Raw genomic sequence first — 19,813 nt, 5'->3', positions numbered from 1 at the left:
CGACCCTGGTCCCTTGCGCGGGGCGGCTGTTCCATGGTCAGCGGGAACGAATCGGAAGTGGGGTGTGGCAGATGGATTCGTCGAAACGGGTGCGCCGATCGTCCGCGCCGCGGTCGGTGGCGATGCGCCGCCGTCCGGTGGCCGCGGGCCGGATCCGCAGCACGCCCGAGCCCGAACGGGCGGTGCAGCAGTGGAGCACCGCGGGCGACCCGGTGCTCGCGGTGACCACCTCCGGTGAGGTGGAGCCCGCCGAGGTGACCAGGGCGGTGCGCGCCATCGGCCGGGTGCTGCGCAGGCACCGGCTGGACGCCACCACCAGGGTCAGGGTGACGGCGCCCGCCCGGCCCGGCGACCCCACCCTGGTGCAGGCCAACCTCTGCCTGCGCGACCTGCCGACCCGGGTGCAGGTCACCGGCCCGCGCGGCTTCGCGGTGACCTTCGCCGCCGAGCGGCTGGACCGCAGGCTGGCCAGGGCCGCCTCGGGGGAGGCGCGGGCCTGGCCGGACCCGGCCCGCCCGCCGCTCACCGCGATCACCGGGCCGCGGCCGATCGTGCGCAGCAAGCAGTGCCTGCTGCTGGACGGCACCGCCGCCGAGGCGGCCGCCGTCCTGGACGCCATGGACTACGAGGCGTACCTGTTCGTGGATGCCGAGACCGGGGAGGACGCGGTCGTGCACTGGGTCGATGGGACCGGGGCCGGGCTCATCCGGCAGCGCTCCACCCGGCCCGCGCCCTCGCCCATGACCGGACCGCTGAGCGTCGGCGCGCTCCCGGTGCGCACCAGCGCCGAGCCGGCGCCGGTGCTGGCCAAGGCGGCCGCCGCGCACCGGCTCTGCCGCGCCGGGATGCCGTTCCTGTTCTTCACCGACACCGCCACCGGCCGCGGCGCCCTGCTCTACCGCCGCTACGACGGCGACCTGACCCTGGTCACGCCCGCCGCCGCGGGCTGATCATGAGGGTTCAGCCGCCCGGCTGCGGGGCTCGGCGGCGCCGGGCGCGGGAATAGGCTCAGGCGCCGGAGTCCAGCTTGCTGGCGAGCACGGCGGCCTGGGTGCGGCGCTCCATGCCGAGCTTGGCGAGCAGCCGGGAGACGTAGTTCTTCACCGTCTTCTCGGCGAGGAACATGCGGGCGGCGATCTGCCGGTTGGTGAGCCCCTCGCCGAGCAGCGCGAGCAACCGCCGCTCCTGCTCGGTGAGGCGCTCCAGCACGGCGGCGCCGCTGGCGTGCCGCAGCCGCGCCTCCAGCGTCTCCGCCGAGCGCCCGCCGAGCAGTGAGCGGCCCGCGCCGACCTGCTTGATGGCTTCGGCCAGCTCCATCCCCTTGATGTTCTTCACCACATAGCCGCCCGCCCCGGCGAGCACCGCGTCCAGCATGGCGTGCTCATCGCTGTACGAGGTGAGGATGAGGCAGCGCAGCCCGTCGTGCTCGGCCAGCAGGTCGCGGCAGAGCTCGATGCCGTTGCCGTCCGGCAGCCGTACGTCCAGCACCGCGACGTCCGGCCGCACCGCACGCACCCCGGCCAGCGCGGCCGCGACCGTGCCCGCCTGACCGACGACGGTCAGCTCCGGATCGCTCTGTAGCAGGTCGACCAGCCCCCGCCGGACGATCTCGTGGTCGTCGACCAGGAACACCCCGAGCATCCCGCCCTCCGCTCCGCCCGCCGCCGCAGCGGCGCCGCGTCCGTATGCTGGACGACGAATACGTGCGGCGCCTGCACCCCGGCGGCCGCGGTCGTCGTGTTCTGCGACCCCACCTTAGCCCCCGCCCCGACCTCGCGGCCGCTACTTGTCGGTGGTCGCCTCTAGCATCGCCGCCGGGGACACCTGTGCACGTCGGAACACGATCGAGAAGGGACTTCTGGTGGCGGAACGCCTCACCGTTCGCGGAGCTCGGGAGCACAACCTGAAGGGGGTCGACCTCGATCTGCCCCGGGACAGCTTGATCGTGTTCACCGGGCTCTCCGGCTCCGGCAAGTCGAGCCTTGCCTTCGACACCATCTTCGCCGAGGGCCAGCGGCGCTACGTGGAGTCGCTCTCCGCGTACGCGCGCCAGTTCCTCGGCCAGATGGACAAGCCGGACGTGGACTTCATCGAGGGGCTCTCCCCCGCGGTCTCGATCGATCAGAAGTCGACGAACCGCAACCCCCGCTCCACCGTCGGCACCATCACCGAGGTCTACGACTACCTGCGGCTGCTCTACGCCCGGGCAGGCACCCCGCACTGCCCGGTCTGCCACGAGCTGATCGCCAAGCAGTCCCCGCAGCAGATCGTGGACCAGGTGCTCGCCATGGACGAGGGGCTGCGCTTCCAGGTGCTGGCCCCGGTGGTGCGCACCCGCAAGGGCGAGTTCGTCGACCTCTTCGACCAGCTGAACGGCCAGGGCTACTCGCGCGTCCGGGTGGACGGCGTGGTCTACCCGCTCACCGACCCGCCGAAGCTGAAGAAGCAGGAGAAGCACGACGTCGAGGTGGTGATCGACCGGCTCGCCGTCAAGGGCAATGCCAAGCAGCGGCTCACCGACTCCATCGAGACCGCGCTGCGGCTGGCCGACGGCATCGTCGTGCTCGACTTCGTGGACCGCGACGAGCACGCGCACGACCGCGAGCGCCGCTTCTCCGAGCGGCTGGCCTGCCCGAACGGCCACCCGCTCGACATCGAGGACCTGGAGCCGCGCTCCTTCTCCTTCAACTCGCCGTACGGCGCCTGCCCGGACTGCACCGGCCTCGGCATCCGCAAGGAGGTCGACCCGGAGCTGGTGGTGCCCGACCCGGAGCTGAGCCTGGCCGACGGCGCCATCGCGCCGTGGTCGCGCGGGCAGTCCGCGGAGTACTTCACCCGGCTGCTCTCCGGCTTGGCCGAGGCGAACGGCTTCTCCATCAAGACGCCGTGGAAGAACCTGCCCGCCAAGGCGCGCAAGGCGGTGCTCGAGGGCAGCACCGACCAGGTGCACGTCTCCTACACCAACCGCTACGGCCGCAAGCGCTCCTACTACGCCGACTTCGAGGGCGTCATGCCCTTCCTGCAGCGGCGCATGGAGAACACCGAGTCCGAGCAGATGAAGGAGCACTACGAGGGCTACATGCGGGACATCCCGTGCCCCGTCTGCCGCGGCAGCAGGCTGCGCCCGGAGATCCTCGCGGTGACCATCGCCTCGGGCGACGACCGGCGCTCCATCGCCGAGGTCAGCGACCTGTCGATCGGGGACTGCGCGGCCTTCCTGAACGGCCTCACCCTGGGCGAGCGGCAGGCCGCCATCGCCGGGCAGATCGTCAAGGAGGTGCAGGCCCGGCTCGGGTTCCTGCTCGACGTGGGGCTGGAGTACCTGAGCCTCTCGCGCGCCGCCGCCACGCTCTCCGGCGGCGAGGCGCAGCGCATCCGGCTCGCCACCCAGATCGGCTCCGGGCTGGTCGGCGTGCTGTACGTGCTGGACGAGCCCTCCATCGGGCTGCACCAGCGGGACAACCGCAAGCTCATCGAGACGCTCACCCGGCTGCGCGACCTCGGCAACACCCTGATCGTGGTCGAGCACGACGAGGACACCATCCGGGCCTCGGACTGGGTGGTCGACATCGGCCCGATGGCGGGCGAGCACGGCGGCAAGGTCGTGCACAGCGGCACCTACCGGGAGCTGCTGAGCAACGAGACCTCGCTCACCGGCGCCTACCTCGCGGGGCGGGAGAGCATCGCGCTGCCGCTGGTGCGCAGGCCGATCGACCGCAAGCGCAGGCTCACCGTGGTCGGCGCCACCGAGCACAACCTGCGCGGGATCGACGTGCACTTCCCGCTCGGCGTGCTCACCGCCGTCACCGGCGTCTCCGGCTCCGGCAAGTCCACCCTGGTGAACGACATCCTCGCCACCGTGCTGCAGAACAAGCTGAACGGCGCGCGGCAGGTGCCGGGCAGGCACACCAGGATCACCGGGCTCGATCACCTGGACAAGCTGGTGCAGGTGGACCAGTCGCCGATCGGCCGCACCCCGCGCTCCAACCCGGCCACCTACACCGGCGTCTTCGACAAGATCCGCACCCTCTTCGCGGCCACCACCGAGGCCAAGGTGCGCGGGTACCAGCCGGGGCGGTTCTCCTTCAATGTCAAGGGCGGGCGCTGCGAGGCGTGCTCCGGCGACGGCACGCTCAAGATCGAGATGAACTTCCTGCCGGACGTCTACGTCCCGTGCGAGGTATGCCACGGCGCCCGGTACAACCGGGAGACGCTGGAGGTGCACTACAAGGGCAAGACCATCGCCGAGGTGCTCGACATGCCGATCGAGGTCGCCGCCGATTTCTTCGAGCCGGTCACCTCGATCCACCGGTACCTGAAGACGCTGGTCGACGTCGGGCTCGGGTACGTCCGGCTGGGGCAGAGCGCGCCGACGCTCTCCGGTGGTGAGGCGCAGCGCGTCAAGCTCGCCGCCGAGCTGCAGAAGCGGTCGAACGGGCGCACCGCCTACATCCTCGACGAGCCGACCACCGGGCTGCACTTCGAGGACATCCGCAAGCTGCTCATCGTGATCAACGGGCTGGTCGACAAGGGCAATACCGTGATCGTCATCGAGCACAACCTGGATGTGGTCAAGACCGCCGACTGGATCATCGACATGGGGCCGGAGGGTGGCTCCGGCGGGGGAATGGTCGTCGCCGAGGGGACGCCGGAGGAGGTGGCGGCGGTCGAGGGCAGTTACACCGGCGGGTTCCTGCGGGAGGCGCTGGAGACCGCCGCCGAGCGGGGTGCGGTCGCGGCGCCGGTGCGCAAGGCGCGGGCGCGCAAGGGGGCGGATGCTTCTCCGGAGGTGGACGCCCCGGCGGAGCCGGTGAACGTCAAGGCCGCGGCCAAGCGCACCGCGAAGGCGGCGCCGGCGAAGGCGGCTCGGGGCGAGGCCGCGAAGGCGGCGCGCGGGGAGGGCGCGCCCGCGAAGGCGAGTGCGCGGAAGGCGCCCGCCAAGAAGGCCGCGGCCGCCGATGCCGAGCCCGCGCAGCGCGCGGCGGCCACCGCCAAGCGGCTCTCCCGCAAGGCGGCGGCCCTGCGCTGAGCCGAGCTTTTCGACGCGGGCCCCGTAGCTGCAACGTCAGCCGCGGGGCCCGCGCCGCGTTCGGCCCGTCGCGTGTTCGCCCGTGCGGGGGCACGGCATTTTCGGTCGCCGAGAATCGGCATTCGGTCGAACGTCCAGATTTCGGCCCGATCTGAAACGGCCGTATGTAAGATCGGCGGCGCCGCGTCCGGAACGTGTCCCGGACAGCGCGGCACTCGTTCGATCCGGATCGTTCCCGATCGCCGGCGCGGCGGCGGCACGATCCGGAAATGGTTCCGCCAGAGAGGAATTCACATGGAAGGCGTCGATATCGCGGCGCTGGTCGCCGCGGTGCTGCAGGCCCTGAGCACCGGCTCGTCGCTCAACTACAACCCCGGCACCGGCGCCTGAGCGCGCCACCGGAAAGGAAAACGGATACATGGACACCGGAAGTGCCGGATTCTCCGACCTCTTCGCCGCCCTCGCCCAGGTCATCGCCACGGGCTCGTCCATCTCGGTGACCCCGCCGGGGCTGTGAACAGCACCGGGCGGAGCAGCCCACAGGCCGCTCCGCCCGGTCACGAATTGCTCAGTACACCGGCCCGGTGTACTTCTCGCCCGGCCCGGTCCCCGGCGCGTCCGGGTGCGCCGAACTCTCCCGGAAGGCCCGCTGCAGCGACTGCAGCCCGTCCCGGATCGGCCCCGCGTGCGGCCCCAGATACTCCACCGACGCGGTGACCAGCCCGGCCAGCGCGGTGATCAGCCGCCGCGCCTCGTCCAGATCGCGGCGCGGGCTGGTATCCGGATCCGCGTCGGCCAGCCCCAGCTTCTCCGCGGCCGAGCTCATCAGCATCACGGCGGCCCGGCTGATCACCTCCACCGCCGGAATATCGGCCAGCTCGCGCACATCGGGCTCGGTATGCGCGGCGGTCTCGGTGGTGGCGGCGGATGCGGGCTGGTCGGTCATGGCGTTCAGGCTAGCGATGCCCGCCGGGCCAGCCGGAGCTGCCCGAGCTCCGCGACGTTCTTCATGAGCTCCGCGTTCACCCAGGCCACCAGGTGGGCCACGGTCGGCCAGGCGCCCGCCGGCTCGGCCAGCGCGTCCGGGCCGAGCGTCTCCAGGGCGGCGAGCCACTCGGTGCGCAGGGCGCGCAGCCGGGCCACCGCGGCCCCGGTGCTCCCGGCCCACGGGACGTCGCCGTGCCCGGGCGGCGCGGCGCCGCGGACGGTGGCGAGCGCGCCCGACCACCACCAGTCGATGTGCCAGGTGAGCCAGCCGATGGTCGGCACCGGGATGGGGTCCGGCTCGGTCTCCGCCCAGTCCGGGCGCCAGACCCCGGCGGCGTCCCGGCGCACGGTCCAGACCAGCGGGCCCGGCTCCCACAGCGCGTCGTCGGCGGTGAGATCGTCGAGGTGGATGGTGGCGAGCGACCAGGTCAGGTCGAATTGCCAGCGCAGCAGGTCGGTCACGGCCGGAACGGTCCCAGCGAACCGCCGGCACTCGCAAGCGAATAAGGGGCGATTGGGAGCCGGGGCGCATAACTGCTAGAGTTGTCCGCGACGACCGCCCTGGTCGGTGGTAAGCATGCCTGTCGCATGCTCACTCTCCGTCCGGGGTCGCAAGTGGAGCCCGACTCCCACCGCCGCCGACCCTCGTGTCCGGTACGTGGTCCGGTCACCCGCCCCCTCGGGGGCCGGATTCCTGTGTGCCCTCCGGCGTACGGGTTCCGTGGTGATCGGTCGACTCGGGCCTCGGCCGGTGAAATACCGGACCGGGGCTTTCGCGTTGATATCGGGGTTACCTGCACGCGGTCGTCGACGACACCGCTTGACCTAGGAGGCCCCATCAGCACTGAGACCCGCATCAACGATCGCATCCGTGTTCCCGAGGTCCGGCTCATCGGGCCCGGCGGCGAACAGGTTGGGATCGTGCGTGTTGAAGATGCGCTACGCGTCGCCCTCGAAGCCGATCTCGACCTCGTCGAGGTGGCCCCGGATGCCCGTCCGCCGGTCTGCAAGATCATGGACTACGGCAAGTTCAAGTACGAGACGGCGCAGAAAGCGCGTGAGTCCCGGAAGAACCAGGTCCAGACCGTCATCAAGGAGCAGAAGCTCCGCCCCAAGATCGACGACCACGACTACGAGACCAAGAAGCGCAATGTGGTTCGCTTCCTCGAGGCCGGGTCCAAGGTCAAGGTGACGATCATGTTCCGGGGTCGCGAGCAGTCCAGGCCCGAACTCGGGTTCCGGTTGCTGCAGCGGCTCGCGTCCGACGTCGCCGAGCTGGGTTTCGTGGAGACCTCGGCCAAGCAGGACGGCCGCAACATGACGATGGTCCTCGCCCCGCACAAGGGCGCGAAGACCCGGGTGAAGGCGCAGCAGGACGCGGCGCCGCGCCCCCGGACCGGCCCCGCCCCGGAACCGGCCCCCGCGCCGGCCGACACGGCCGCGCCGCAGTAGGACGAACAAGCACTCGGCGGCCCACGGGCCGCCGGCACACAGATTGAGGTCACTCATGCCGAAGATGAAGAGCCACAGCGGCGCCTCGAAGCGATTCAAGGTGTCGGGCAAGGGCAAGCTGCTGCGTCAGCAGGCGAACCGCCGCCACCTGCTCGAGCACAAGCCGAGCCGCCGGACTCGTCGTCTGGACGGCATCGAGTCCGTCTCCACCGCCGACGCCCCCCGCATCAAGCGGCTGCTCGGTATCTGACGTGCTTCCGGCGCGGGTAGCGATACCCGCGCGACCCCGCGTCCGCTGACCCGGACGCCCAGAATCAACCGAACCAGGGCGCCTCGCCGCGCCCACGACATCCGAACAGGACCGACCAGTGGCACGCGTCAAGAGGGCCGTCAACGCTCAGAAGAAGCGCCGTTCCATCCTCGAGGCCTCCAAGGGCTACCGGGGCCAGCGCTCCCGGCTGTACCGCAAGGCCAAGGAACAGCAGCTGCACTCGCTCACCTACGCCTACCGGGACCGCCGGGCGCGCAAGGGTGACTTCCGCAAGCTGTGGATCGCGCGCATCAATGCCGCCGCCCGGCTCAACGACATCACCTACAACCGGTTCATCCAGGGCCTGAAGGCCGCCGGTGTCGAGGTGGACCGCAAGATCCTGGCCGAGCTCGCGGTGTCGGACGCCGAGGCGTTCGCCGGCCTCGTCGCGGTCGCCAAGGCGGCCCTGCCCGAGGATGTCAACGCTCCCGCCGCCTGACGGCACGCGTTGAATCACCACTTTCCGGAACGACCCGCGGGGGATATCCCGCGGGTCGTTTCCGCGTCGGGCGGTGCCCGTGGCTGAGCCGCTGGAGCCGCGGAACCCGCGGGTCGTCGCCGCCGCCAAGCTGCACCGCTCGGCGCAGCGCCGGAAGAGCGGGGCCTTCCTCGCCGAGGGGGCGAACGCGGTGAGCGCCGCGCTGGAGACCGGGCGGGTGCGCGAGCTGTTCTACTCCGCGAGCGCCGCCGGGCGGGAGCACGAGCTGGTCGCCGGTGCTGCGGCGAGCGGCGTGCGCACCACGCTGGTGAGCGAGCGGGCCGCGCAGCACCTCGGCGAGACGGTCACTGCCCCGGGACTGGTCGCGGTCTGCGACCTGCTCGACGTGCCGCTCGCCACGCTGCTGTCCGCGCCCGGTGGTACGGGCACCGCTGACGCCGCGGCCACCACCGGCCCAGCGGCGACCGTCGCCGTATCCGCGCTGGTCGCCGAGGGTTCACCGCGCGCGGCAAGCTCCGGTTCCGCCGCCGAGCGCGCACCCGCGCTGTTCGCCGTACCGGTCGAGATCGCCGAGCCCGGCAATGCGGGCACGCTGATCCGGGTGGCCGACGCGGTCGGCGTGGACGGCGTCGTGCTGGCCGGCGACACCGTCGACCCGCACAACGGCAAGTGCGTGCGGGCCAGCGCGGGCAGCCTGTTCCACGTCCCGATCGCCAGGGAGCGCGACATCACCGCCGCGCTGGACGCCCTGAGCGCCGCGGGCGTCACCCTGCTCGCCACCACCGCGCGCGGTGAACTCGACCTGGACGACGCCGACCCGGTGCTGGCCGGCCCGGTCGCCTGGCTCTTCGGCAACGAGGCGCACGGGCTCGCCCCCGAGCTGGCCGAGCGCGCCGACCACCGGGTGCGCATCCCCATCCGCGGCCGCGCCGAGAGCCTGAACCTGGCCGCCGCCGCGGCCATCTGCCTCTACGCGAGCTCGCGGGTCAGGCACGCCCGGTAATCCGGGTGAAGCCGCCGCGGCCCATCGAATACGATTCGACCGGGACGATTCCGCACCTAACCGCAGGGAGAGACGAGCTACTGTGGCCGACGACACCGCAGCCGAGCAGGGCACCGCGCTGACCGAGGAGGCACTGGCCGCGGCCGCGGCTGCCGCCGAGAAGGCGTTCGCCGCCGCGGCGGATCTGGAGGCGCTGGCCGTCGCCAAGACCGAGCACCTGGGCGGGAAGGCGCCGCTGGCGCTGGCCCAGCGCGCGCTCGGCAGCATCCCCAAGGAGGAGAAGAAGGACGCGGGCAAGCGGGTCAACGCCGCCCGCACCCGGGTCTCCGACGCCTTCGACGCCCGCCGCGCCGCGCTGCTCGCCGAGCGCGATGCCGCCGTGCTGGTCGCCGAGGCAATCGACGTCACGCTGCCCGCCCGGCGCGCGGCCGCGGGCGCGCGGCACCCGATCACCGTGATCTCCGAGCAGATCGCCGACGTCTTCGTCGCCATGGGCTGGGAGGTCGCCGAGGGGCCGGAGGTGGAGACCGAGCACTTCAACTTCGACGCGCTCAACTTCCTCCCCGACCACCCCGCGCGCACCATGCAGGACACCTTCCACATCGCGCCGGAGGGCTCGCGCCAGGTGCTGCGCACGCACACCTCGCCGGTGCAGGTGCGCTCGCTGCTGGCGCGCGAGCTGCCGATCTACGTGGTCTGCCCGGGCCGCACCTTCCGCACCGACGAGCTGGACGCCACCCACACCCCGGTCTTCTCCCAGGTGGAGGGGCTGGCGGTGGATAAGGGGCTGACCATGGCGCACCTGCGCGGCACCCTGGACGCCTTCGCCCGCGCGCTCTTCGGCCCGGAGACCCGCACCCGCATGCGCCCCAACTACTTCCCCTTCACCGAGCCCTCCGCCGAGGTCGACGTCTGGTTCCCGGACAAGAAGGGCGGCGCGGGCTGGGTCGAGTGGGGCGGCTGCGGCATGGTCAACCCCAAGGTGCTGATCGCGAGCGGGATCGACCCGGAGGAGTACAGCGGCTTCGCCTTCGGCATGGGGCTGGAGCGCACCCTGCAGTTCCGCAACGGGATTCCCGACATGCGCGACATCGTCGAGGGCGATGTGCGGTTCACCCTGCCCTTCGGCGTCCGGTCCTGACCCTTCCGATACGAGAGAGCGACACGTCACGTGCGAGTAGCGCAGTCCTGGCTGACCGAGATCATCGCCCGCACCGTCCCGGAGTGGTCGGTGACGCCGGAGGAGCTCGACGCGGGATTCGTCCGGGTGGGGCTGGAGGTCGAGGAGGTCGACCGGCTCCAGCGGGTGACCGGTGACCTCGAGCATCCGCTGGTGGTCGGCCGGGTACTGGAGATCACCGAGCTCACCGAGTTCAAGAAGCCCATCCGCTTCTGCCGGGTCGATGTCGGCAACCCGGAGCCGCAGGAGATCATCTGCGGCGCCCGGAATTTCGCCGAGGGCGACCTGGTCGTGGTGGTGCTCCCCGGCGCGACGCTGCCCGGCGGGTTCCGGATCAGCTCGCGCAAGACCTACGGCCACACCTCGCACGGCATGATCTGCTCGGTCGCCGAGCTCGGCATCGGCAAGGACCACTCCGGCATCCTGGTGCTCGAGCCCGGCACCGCCGAGCCGGGCACCGACGCGAACGAGCTGCTCGGGCTGGACGACACCGTCATCGAGCTGAACATCACCCCGGACCGCGGCTACTGCTTCTCGGTGCGCGGCCTCTCCCGCGAGCTGGCTTGCGGCTTCGACCTGGAGTATGCCGACCCCGCGGTGCGCACGCTGCCGGACTCGGCCGCCCCCGCCTGGCCGATCACGCTGGAGCCGGAGTCGAAGTGCACCCGCTTCGCGGCCCGCCGGGTCACCGGCATCGACCCGAAGGCGGTCTCGCCGTGGTGGCTGCAGCGCAGGCTGCTGCTCTCCGGGGTGCGGCCGATCTCGCCCGCGGTGGACGTCACCAACTACGTCATGCTCGAGCTCGGCCAGCCGCTGCACGCCTTCGATGCCGCCGCCGTGCGGGGTGAGCTGGTGGTGCGGCAGGCGCGGCCGGGGGAGCAGCTGCGCACCCTGGACGACGTCGAGCGCACGCTCGACCCGGAGGACGTGGTGATCGCCGACGACTCCGGCGTGGTCTCGCTGGCCGGGGTCATGGGCGGCGCGAGCACCGAGGTCGGCGCCGCCACCACCGACGTGCTGCTGGAGGCCGCCACCTGGAACCCGCTGCTCATCTACCGGACCGCGCGCAGGCACAAGCTGGTCTCCGAGGCGGGCAAGCGGTACGAGAGGGTGGTGGACCCGGAGCTCAACGTGGTCGCGCTGGACCGCGCCGCCGCGCTGCTCGCCCAGATCGCCGGCGGCACCGTCGAGGACGTGCTCAGCGACGTCCGGGTGCCGGTCGCGCCCGCGCCCGCCATCGCCATGGACATCGACCTGCCGGACCGGGTCGCCGGCGTCACCTACCCGACCGGAACCGCCGCGCGCAGGCTCGCGCAGATCGGCTGCACCGTCGAGGTCGCGGTGAGCGACACCGGGCACGGTCAGCTGCTGGTCACCCCGCCGAGCTGGCGGCCGGACCTGGCGCAACCCGCCGACCTGGTCGAGGAGGTGCTGCGGCTGGAGGGGCTGGAGCAGATCCCGTCCGTGGTGCCCACCGCGCCGGCCGGGCGCGGGCTCACCCCCGCGCAGCGCCGCCGCCGCGCGGTGAGCCGGGCGCTCGCCTTCACCGGCTGCGTCGAGGTGCCGCCGCCGGTCTTCCTGCCCGCCGGGGTGTTCGACGTGTGGGGGCTGGACGACGAGGACCCGCGCCGCACCACCACCCGGGTGCTGAACCCGCTCGACGCCGAACGCCCCGAGCTCGCCACCACGCTGCTGCCCGGGCTGCTCGAGGTGGCCGCGCGCAATATCTCCCGCGGCGCGCGCGACCTCGCGCTCTACGGCATCGCCCAGGTGGTGCTGCCCGGCCCGAACGTGCGGCCGGTCGAGGCGCTTCCGGTGGACCGGCGGCCGTCCGACGAGCAGATCGCCGAGCTGCTCGGGTCGCTGCCCGCCCAGCCGGTGCACGTCGCCGCGGTGCTCTCCGGCCGCCGCGAGCCGCGCGGGCCGTGGGGTCCGGGCAGGCAGGCCGAGGCCGCCGACGCCTTCGCGCTGGCCGACGCGGTGGGTGACGCCGCGGGGGTCACGATCGAGCGCCGCCCCGCCGCGCACCTGCCCTGGCACCCGGGGCGCTGCGCCGAACTCGTCGTGGACGGCGCCGTCGTCGGGTACGCGGGCGAGCTGCACCCGGCGGTGCTGGAGCGGGCCGGGCTGCCCGCCCGCACCTGCGCGCTCGAACTCGACCTGGACGCGCTCCCGCTACGCGACACCCGTCCGGTGCCGGTGGTCTCGCCGTTCCCCGCGGTGCTGCAGGACGTCTCGGTGACGGTGGCCCGCTCGGTGCCCGCCGCCACCGTCGAGGCGGCGCTGCGCGACGGCGGCGGCACGCTGCTGGAAGACATCGCGCTCTTCGACGTCTACGAGGGCGCGCAGGCCGGGGCCGACCGCCGCTCCCTCACCTACGCCCTCCGCTTCCGCGCGCCCGACCGCACCCTCACCGAGGACGAGGCGAGCGCCGCCCGCGATGCCGCGGTGGCCGCCGCGGCGAGCGCCGTGGGTGCGGAACTGCGCGGGTAACGTCGGGGGAGTCCCCGGCGAAAGGCGCATCATGCGAGCGGAATGGAACGGCGCGGTCCTGGCCGAGAGCGACGACACCGTGGTGGTGGAGGGCAACCACTACTTCCCGGCGTCGGCGCTGAACCGGGAGTACTTCGCCGCGAGCGACAAGCACTCGGTGTGCCCGTGGAAGGGCACGGCGTCCTACTACAGCGTCACCGTGGACGGCGCGACCAACCCCGACGCCGCCTGGTACTACCCGGAGCCGAAGCCGAAGGCCGCGGAGATCCGGGACCGGGTGGCGTTCTGGCGCGGCGTCGAGATCACCGGATGACGCTGGCGGTGCGCGCGGCGCGGCACCCGGCGAACGCGGTGATGCACGCGCTCACCTACCACCCGACCCGGGAGATCGCCTGGACCCCCGACCTGCTCGGGCTGGCCTGCACCGAGCTCGCGCCGCGCACCGCCGACGGGGAGACGCTGCACGCCTGGTGGCTGCCTGCCAGGGGCGAGCAGATCGGGCACATCCTCTTCGCGCACGGCAACGCGGGCAATATCGGCGACCGGCTGCCGATCTTCGCGCTGCTCACCGCCGCCGGGTTCGACGTGCTCGCCTTCGACTACCGCGGGTACGGCCGCAGTACCGGGCGGCCCAGCGAACGCGGCACCTACCTGGATGCCCGCGCCGCCCGCGAGGCGCTGCTCGAGCGGTCGGAGATCGATCCGGCGCGCGTCGTCTACCTGGGGAAATCGCTCGGCGGGGCGGTCGTCACCGAGCTGGCGGCCGCGCACCCGCCCGCCGGGGCGGTGCTCATGTCCACCTTCACCGGGCTGCGCGCCGCCGCCCGCTCGGTCTTCCCGGTGATCCCCGCGCCGCTGGTGCCCGATGCCTACCCGACCCTGCGTCGGATCGGCGGCCTGCGTACCCCGCTGCTGCTCATGCACGGCGATCGGGACGAACTCATCCCCGTCGAGCACTCGCACCGCCTCTACGCCGCCGCCCCCGACCCCAAGCGGCTGGAGATCTTCCCCGGCTCGGGTCACAACGACCTCATCATGGCCGCCGGCCGCCGCTGGGCCGGGCTCATCGCCGAGTGGGCGCGCACGGAGTGCGGCCTCGCTCCGTAGCCTGGACGGCATGACCGACTCCGCCGGAATCGCCGCACTGCTCGCCGCGCTCCCGGACGACGAACTGCTCGCCGTACTCCGCGCCGCCACCGCGCAGCGGCCGACGTTCGCGCGGGCACATGCCGCGCTCACCGAGCAGGCCACCTCGGGCGAGCCGCTCGACGCCGTTGTGATTCCGGACACCCCGCACCCCGACCCCGGCACCGTGCCGCCGCGGGCACCCGGATCGCAGCAGGTCGGCGGCGGGTTTGCGGTACCGCCGGTACCGGTACCGCCGCAGGGTATGTCCGGTACGCCGCCGACCGGCGGCTATACCGCCTCCGGGGTGCCGACATTCGACTCCGTTCGCGATAAGGTCGAGCAGCGCTTCGGCACCGCGCAGGGCCGGGAGGAGCTCGATCGCGAGACCACCGCGGGGCGCAGCGTCGAAGAACAGTGGCAGGCGCGCGAGGACGCGGCCCGCGACCGCCTCGACAAGATCCGGAAGTCGATGCGCGACGAACCCACCGGGCCGTGACACCCGCCGGCTCGGCGACACGAGAGTGGAGAACATGCCCGAGCCGCGCGAGATCGCCGAACGACTCCTCGACGCCCAGGTCGACTACCTGCTCGCGGAGGTGACCGGCGAGCGCTTCACCGAGGTGGTCGCCCGCGACGTCGACGCCGTGCTCGGCGTCGCCGAGACCATCCTGCTCCGCGACGTCGTCGCCCCGGAGCAGGCCAAGCAGACCGTGGCCACCGTGGCCGACCTTGTCGGCGGCAGCCCGGTCTTCGCCGACATGGCCGGCGTCTTCTCCGACTCCATCTACTCCCACATCGCGGAGAACGACGAGTACACGCTGGGCGAGGTGGTCGAGCGGCAGCCGGTGGAGGCGCTGCTGCGGAAGATCCTCGGCATGCACCAGGCGCAGGAGCGGATCCTGACCCGGCTCACCGAGAGCCCGCTGGTCGCCACCGTCGCCTCGAAGTTCGTGGACAAGCTGATCGACGACTTCATGCAGGCCAACCGGCAGCGCGCGGAGAAGATCCCCGGCGTCGGCTCGCTGGTCTCGCTCGGCCAGTCGGCCGCCAACCGGGCGCGCAAGGCCGCCGCGGACAATGCCTTCCTCAGCGACATGGCCGACAAGGGCGCGCGCTTCGCGCTGGAGCGCACCAACAACGCCATCCGCGAGGTGCTCCGCGACGCCCCCGTGCACAGCGCCGCCATGGAGTTCTGGGACCTGCACGCCGGCGAGCCGGTGAACGGCCTGCGCGAGTACCTCACCAAGCAGGACCTGCGCGACCTGGTGCTGCTCAGCTACGAGATCGCGGTGACCACCAGGGAGAAGCCGTACTTCGGGCTGCTGCTGGACGAGTGCGTCGACGTCTTCCTCGGCAAGTACGGCGAGTTCACGCTGGCCGCGCTGCTGCCCGAGCTCGGGCTCACCGGCGACGACGTGCGCACCGAGATCCTGCGCTACGGCCCCGCGGTGATCGAGCGGGCCAAGGCGGACGGCGTCCTGGCCGGGCTCATCCGCGAGCGGCTGGAGCCGTTCTATCTGTCCGAGCCGGTGCTCACGATCCTCGGCGGCGCTGGAGTCGGCGAAGGCTGACCCGAGGCGCGGGCGGGACCCGCGTGGGCCGAACCGGCGCGTGCGGAACCCGCGCCGCGATTCCGCGCTCCCGCGAGTGGGCCGGGCGGCTCGATCGCCTGACGCGCGCCGCTGCGGCACGCCCCTGACCACGAAAAACCGCCCGGTCTCCCGCCTTTCGACGTGCCGAATCGCTGGGCGTGTCGCCGGGACTTACGCGGCGTCCCCGCGCCGCCTCCGGCTACGGTGGCCGACGTGCTCACCGTCGTCGCCGTCGAGAACTACCGGTCCCTGCGCCACCTGATCGTGCCGCTGACCCCGCTCACCGCGATCACCGGCGCGAACGGCAGCGGCAAATCGAGCCTGTACCGGGTGCTGCGGCTGCTCGCCGAGTTCGCGAGCAACGGCGCGGTGGCGGCGCTGGCCAGGGAGGGCGGGCTGGATTCCACGCTGTGGGCCGGGCCGGGGCGCCCCGCGGACGGCACCCCGGTGGCGCTGCGGGTCGGCTTCGCCGCGGAGGACTTCGGCTACGCTGCCGACCTCGGCGTCCCGCCGCCCGCCGACTCGCTGTTCGACCGCGACCCCGAGATCAAGGCCGAGGCGGTGTGGGCCGGGCCCATGCTGCGCCCGGCCTCGGTGCTCACCGAGCGCGCGGGTTCGGTGGTGCGGGTGCGCGCGGGCAGGCGTTGGAACACCGTCCCGCACACGCTGCGCTCCTTCGACAGCATGCTCGGCGAGCTCGCCGACCCGAGCCGCGCCCCCGACCTGCTCAGCGTGCGCGACCGGGTGCGCGGCTGGCGCTTCTACGACCGGCTCCGCACCGACGCCGGCGCCCCCGCGCGGGCCCCGCAGATCGGCACCCGCACGGTCCGGCTCGGCCACGACGGCGCCGACCTGGCGGCCGCGCTGCAGACCATCAGGGAGATCGGCGACGCGGTGGAGCTGGACGCCGCCGTCGACAAGGCCTTCCCCGGCAGCCGGGTCGAGGTGGCCGCGCACGCGGGCCGCTTCACCGTGCGGCTGCACCAGCCCGGGCTGCGCCGCCCGCTGGAGGCCGCCGAGCTCTCCGACGGCACCCTGCGCTACCTGCTGGTGGTGGCCGCGCTGCTCACCCCGCGCCCGCCCGAGCTGCTCGTGCTGGACGAGCCGGAGACCAGCCTGCACCCCGAGCTGCTCACCGCGCTGGCCGACCTCATCGTCACCGCGTCGGCGCACACCCAGGTGATCGTGGTGACGCATGCCGCGGCGCTGCTCACCGCCTTCGCGCGGGAGGAGCGCGCCTCGGTGCTGGAGCTGCGCAAGGACGACGGCCGCACCTACCTGGCGGGTCAGGGTTTACTGGACGAGCCACCGTGGGCCTGGCCCAAGCGCTGATCGGCGTGACCAGCGTGTGAATTCCCCCCGGTGTGCGCCGCGTCGCATATCGGCGCGGCGGGCGCCGCAATAGTCTCGGCGTATGAGCGACCCGAGGATCGAGACCGAACCCGAGGCCATCCGGCCGCTGCGCGACGACATCCGCTTCCTCGGCGGGGTGCTCGGCGACACCATCCGGGACCACGAGGGGCCGGAGGTCTTCGACCTCATCGAGCGGGTGCGCAAGGAGGCCTTCCGGATTCGCCGCGAGGAGGTGGACCGCAGCGCCGTCGCGGAGATGCTGCGCGGGGTCGACGTGGCGGTGGCGATCCCGCTGATCCGGGCCTTCAGCTACTTCGTGCTGCTCGCCAACCTGGCCGAGGATCTGCAGCGCGACCGCCGCCGCGCGGTGCACGTCGGCGCGGGCGAGCCGCCGCAGGACTCCTCGCTGGCCGCCACCTACCGCAAGCTGGACGCCGCCGCGCTGGACGGCGCGACCGTCGCCGACCTGCTCTCCGACGCCCTGGTGGCCCCGGTCATCACCGCGCACCCGACCGAGACCAGGCGCCGCACCGTCTTCGACGGCCAGGCCAGGATCACCGAGCTCATGCGGCAGCGCGGCCGCGCCGCCGAGGGCGAGCGGGGTGCGCTCGAGCTCGATATCCGGCGGCAGGTGCTCGCGCTCTGGCGCACCGCGCTGATCCGGCTGGCGCGGCTGCGGATCCAGGACGAGATCGCGGTCGGGCTGCGCTACTACGAGCTCACCCTCTTCGACGTCATCCCGGCGATCAATGCCGAGGTCAGGGCGGCGCTGCGCGCCCGGTGGCCCGGGGTGGAGCTGCTGCCGCGGCCGATCCTGCGGCCCGGCTCCTGGATCGGCGGCGACCGGGACGGCAACCCGTTCGTCACCGCCGAGGTGGTGCGCACCGCGGCCGGGCAGGCCGCGAGCGTCGCCTTCGAGCGGTACCTGCGCGAGCTGGCCGAGCTGGAGAAGGTGCTGGCCCAGTCGGCGCGGCTGGTGCCGGTCTCGGAGCGGGTCGCCGGGCTGGCCGCGGCCGGCTACCCGGATCGGGAGACGCACGCCGACGAGCCGTATCGCCGTGCGCTGCACGCCATCCGGAACCGGCTCACCGCCACCGCCGTGCGCGCGCTGGGCAGCGCACCGGTGCACGGCTCGGATGTCGGCGCCGAGCCGTACGACACCCCGCAGGAGGTGCTCGACGACCTGGACGCGGTCGACGAGTCCATGCGCGCCGCCGGCGACGGCCTGCTCGCCGACGACCGGCTGGCCGCGCTCCGCTTCGCGCTGGAGACCTTCGGCTTCCACCTGCAGAGCCTGGACATGCGGCAGAACTCCGAGGTGCACGAGCAGGTGGTGGCCGAGATCCTGGCCTGGGCCGGGGTGCACGCCGACTACGCGAGCCTCCCCGAGGACGAGCGGGTGGCGCTGCTCGCCGCCGAGCTCCGCACCCGCAGGCCGCTGCTCGGGCCGCACGCGGCGCTGAGCGAGAAGACCACCCAGGAACTCGGCATCGTCCGCGCGGCCGCCGAGGTCATCGCCACCTTCGGCGCCGAGGCGGTGCCGAACTACATCATCAGCATGTGCACCTCGGTGAGCGACATGCTGGAGGCGGCGCTGCTGCTCAAGGAGGCGGGCATCCTGGACCCGGGCGGCCCCTCGTCCTCCCCGGTCGGCATCGTCCCCCTCTTCGAGACCATCGAGGATCTCGCCGCGGGCGCGACCACGCTCGCCGCCGCGCTGGACGTGCCGGTGTACCGCGAGCTGGTGGCCGGTGCCGGGATGCGCCAAGAGGTCATGCTCGGCTACTCCGACTCCAACAAGGACGGCGGCTACCTCGCCGCCAACTGGGCGCTCTACCGCGCCGAACTCGAACTGGTCGATGTCGCCCGCAAGACCGGCATCCGGCTGCGGCTCTTCCACGGCCGCGGCGGCACCGTCGGCCGCGGCGGCGGCCGCAGCTACGACGCCATCCTCGCCCAGCCCGCCGGAGCCGTGCGCGGCGCGCTGCGCCTCACCGAGCAGGGCGAGGTGATCGCCGCCAAGTACGCCGAACCCCGGGCCGCGCACCGCAATCTGGAGTCGCTCATCGCGGGCACCCTGGAGTCGACGCTGCTCGACGTCGAGGGGCTCGGCCCGGATGCCGAACCCGCCTACGAGCTCATGGACGAACTCGCCGCCCGCGCCCGCGCCGCCTACGCCGCGCTGGTGCACGACGAGCCGGGTTTCGTCGAGTACTTCCGCCAGTCCACCCCGGTCGCCGAGGTCGGCGACCTGAACATCGGCAGCCGCCCGGCCTCCCGCAAACCCACCAGCTCCGTCTCCGACCTGCGCGCCATCCCCTGGGTCATGGCCTGGAGCCAGGCGCGCGTCATGCTGCCCGGCTGGTACGGCACCGGCACCGCCCTCGAGGAGTGGGTCTCCGGCGACCCGGACCGCCTCGCGGTGCTCACCGACCTCTACCACCGCTGGCCCTTCTTCCGCACCGTCCTCTCCAACCTGGCCCAGGTGCTCGCCAAGAGCGACCTCGCCATTGCCGAGCGGTACGCGGAGCTGGTTTCCGATACGGCCCTGCGAGACCGCATCTTCGGCATGATCCGGGACGAGCATGCCCGCACCATCCGCATGCACGCCGCCGTCACCGGCAACGACCACCTGCTCGCGGACAACGCCTCGCTGGCGGAGTCCATCCACAACCGTTTCCCGTACCTGGAGCCGCTGAATCAGATGCAGGTGGAGCTGCTGCGCCGGTTGCGGGCGGGAGATGATCAGGAACTGGTGAAGCGGGGGATTCTGCTCACCATGAACGGGTTGGCGACGGCGTTGCGGAACTCGGGGTAGGGCTGCACCGGGCGTGGAGTCCCGGTGGT

The 19,813-nt window shown here is 72.7% G+C and carries 16 protein-coding genes and 1 pseudogene; 14 read left to right on the top strand and 3 right to left on the bottom strand.

What is annotated here, in order from left to right:
* Positions 1 to 71 precede the first annotated feature (71 nt).
* Complete coding sequence (locus AB0H71_RS30965) at positions 72 to 950, top strand: sigma 54 modulation/S30EA ribosomal C-terminal domain-containing protein (RefSeq protein WP_357028032.1); 879 nt, start codon at positions 72 to 74, stop codon at positions 948 to 950.
* A gap of 58 nt (positions 951 to 1,008) precedes the next feature.
* Here AB0H71_RS30965 and AB0H71_RS30960 read toward each other — a convergent pair whose 3' ends face one another.
* Complete coding sequence (locus tag AB0H71_RS30960; protein ID WP_357028030.1) at positions 1,009 to 1,641, bottom strand: response regulator transcription factor; 633 nt, start codon at positions 1,639 to 1,641, stop codon at positions 1,009 to 1,011.
* Positions 1,642 to 1,861: 220 nt separating this feature from the next.
* On the opposite strand from AB0H71_RS30960, the pseudogene uvrA reads away from it, so the two are divergent.
* Positions 1,862 to 4,696, top strand: a pseudogene (uvrA, locus tag AB0H71_RS30955) (excinuclease ABC subunit UvrA); the annotation flags it as partial.
* A 901-nt stretch (positions 4,697 to 5,597) separates the two neighbouring features.
* Here uvrA and AB0H71_RS30950 read toward each other — a convergent pair.
* Positions 5,598 to 5,975, bottom strand: a complete 378-nt coding sequence (locus AB0H71_RS30950; protein ID WP_357028027.1) for a DUF1844 domain-containing protein — start codon at positions 5,973 to 5,975, stop codon at positions 5,598 to 5,600.
* 5 nt (positions 5,976 to 5,980) lie between these two features.
* Entirely contained in the window at positions 5,981 to 6,478 is a 498-nt protein-coding gene (locus tag AB0H71_RS30945) for a DinB family protein (RefSeq protein ID WP_357028024.1), read from the bottom strand.
* A gap of 321 nt (positions 6,479 to 6,799) precedes the next feature.
* On the opposite strand from AB0H71_RS30945, the gene infC reads away from it, so the two are divergent.
* The 12 genes from infC (at position 6,800) to ppc (ending at position 19,784) form a co-directional block, all read left to right on the top strand.
* Complete coding sequence (gene infC, locus AB0H71_RS30940; RefSeq protein ID WP_357028382.1) at positions 6,800 to 7,468, top strand: translation initiation factor IF-3; 669 nt, start codon at positions 6,800 to 6,802, stop codon at positions 7,466 to 7,468.
* A gap of 55 nt (positions 7,469 to 7,523) precedes the next feature.
* Positions 7,524 to 7,718, top strand: a complete 195-nt coding sequence (gene rpmI / locus AB0H71_RS30935) for a 50S ribosomal protein L35 (RefSeq protein ID WP_357028020.1) — start codon at positions 7,524 to 7,526, stop codon at positions 7,716 to 7,718.
* A 118-nt stretch (positions 7,719 to 7,836) separates the two neighbouring features.
* The gene (gene rplT, locus AB0H71_RS30930) at positions 7,837 to 8,217 is read left to right on the top strand and encodes a 50S ribosomal protein L20 (protein ID WP_067591293.1); all 381 of its coding nucleotides are present in this window, start codon (positions 7,837 to 7,839) and stop codon (positions 8,215 to 8,217) included.
* A 79-nt stretch (positions 8,218 to 8,296) separates the two neighbouring features.
* Positions 8,297 to 9,220: an RNA methyltransferase gene (locus AB0H71_RS30925; RefSeq protein WP_357028017.1), complete on the top strand. Its 924-nt coding sequence runs from the start codon at positions 8,297 to 8,299 to the stop codon at positions 9,218 to 9,220.
* 82 nt (positions 9,221 to 9,302) lie between these two features.
* Positions 9,303 to 10,361 carry a phenylalanine--tRNA ligase subunit alpha gene (gene pheS / locus AB0H71_RS30920; RefSeq protein ID WP_357028014.1) on the top strand — a complete coding sequence of 353 codons (1,059 nt, stop codon included), beginning with the start codon at positions 9,303 to 9,305 and terminating at the stop codon, positions 10,359 to 10,361.
* A 30-nt stretch (positions 10,362 to 10,391) separates the two neighbouring features.
* Positions 10,392 to 12,893 carry a phenylalanine--tRNA ligase subunit beta gene (gene pheT / locus AB0H71_RS30915; RefSeq protein WP_357028011.1) on the top strand — a complete coding sequence of 834 codons (2,502 nt, stop codon included), beginning with the start codon at positions 10,392 to 10,394 and terminating at the stop codon, positions 12,891 to 12,893.
* A gap of 31 nt (positions 12,894 to 12,924) precedes the next feature.
* The gene (locus AB0H71_RS30910; protein ID WP_357028008.1) at positions 12,925 to 13,206 is read left to right on the top strand and encodes a DUF427 domain-containing protein; all 282 of its coding nucleotides are present in this window, start codon (positions 12,925 to 12,927) and stop codon (positions 13,204 to 13,206) included.
* Positions 13,203 to 14,000 carry an alpha/beta fold hydrolase gene (locus AB0H71_RS30905; protein ID WP_357028005.1) on the top strand — a complete coding sequence of 266 codons (798 nt, stop codon included), beginning with the start codon at positions 13,203 to 13,205 and terminating at the stop codon, positions 13,998 to 14,000. Before AB0H71_RS30910 ends, AB0H71_RS30905 begins: the two co-directional genes overlap by 4 nt.
* A gap of 10 nt (positions 14,001 to 14,010) precedes the next feature.
* A complete protein-coding gene (locus AB0H71_RS30900; protein WP_357028003.1) occupies positions 14,011 to 14,517 on the top strand; it encodes a hypothetical protein in 507 nt (168 codons plus the stop codon).
* 34 nt (positions 14,518 to 14,551) lie between these two features.
* Positions 14,552 to 15,592, top strand: coding sequence for a hypothetical protein (locus tag AB0H71_RS30895; protein ID WP_357028000.1), 1,041 nt, complete (start codon positions 14,552 to 14,554; stop codon positions 15,590 to 15,592).
* A 234-nt stretch (positions 15,593 to 15,826) separates the two neighbouring features.
* On the top strand, positions 15,827 to 16,945 hold the full coding sequence (locus tag AB0H71_RS30890) for an AAA family ATPase (protein ID WP_357027997.1): 1,119 nt from the start codon (positions 15,827 to 15,829) through the stop codon (positions 16,943 to 16,945).
* Positions 16,946 to 17,027: 82 nt separating this feature from the next.
* Positions 17,028 to 19,784, top strand: a complete 2,757-nt coding sequence (ppc, locus tag AB0H71_RS30885; protein ID WP_357027994.1) for a phosphoenolpyruvate carboxylase — start codon at positions 17,028 to 17,030, stop codon at positions 19,782 to 19,784.
* Positions 19,785 to 19,813 lie beyond the last annotated feature (29 nt).

This window comes from Nocardia sp. NPDC050697, assembly GCF_040654395.1.
Taxonomy (GTDB): Bacteria; Actinomycetota; Actinomycetes; order Mycobacteriales; family Mycobacteriaceae; genus Nocardia.
Note: the sequence above shows the minus strand (reverse complement) of the source record. Positions and strands in the feature narration are given on the sequence as shown.

Coding starts and splice junctions, on each gene's coding strand:
- AB0H71_RS30960 (WP_357028030.1), bottom strand. CDS start 1,641: ATGCTCGGGGTGTTCCTGGTCGACGACCACGAGATCGTCCGGCGGGGG.
- AB0H71_RS30900 (WP_357028003.1), top strand. CDS start 14,011: ATGACCGACTCCGCCGGAATCGCCGCACTGCTCGCCGCGCTCCCGGAC.
- AB0H71_RS30905 (WP_357028005.1), top strand. CDS start 13,203: ATGACGCTGGCGGTGCGCGCGGCGCGGCACCCGGCGAACGCGGTGATG.
- AB0H71_RS30950 (WP_357028027.1), bottom strand. CDS start 5,975: ATGACCGACCAGCCCGCATCCGCCGCCACCACCGAGACCGCCGCGCAT.
- AB0H71_RS30895 (WP_357028000.1), top strand. CDS start 14,552: ATGCCCGAGCCGCGCGAGATCGCCGAACGACTCCTCGACGCCCAGGTC.
- AB0H71_RS30910 (WP_357028008.1), top strand. CDS start 12,925: ATGCGAGCGGAATGGAACGGCGCGGTCCTGGCCGAGAGCGACGACACC.
- ppc (WP_357027994.1), top strand. CDS start 17,028: ATGAGCGACCCGAGGATCGAGACCGAACCCGAGGCCATCCGGCCGCTG.
- rpmI (WP_357028020.1), top strand. CDS start 7,524: ATGCCGAAGATGAAGAGCCACAGCGGCGCCTCGAAGCGATTCAAGGTG.
- AB0H71_RS30965 (WP_357028032.1), top strand. CDS start 72: ATGGATTCGTCGAAACGGGTGCGCCGATCGTCCGCGCCGCGGTCGGTG.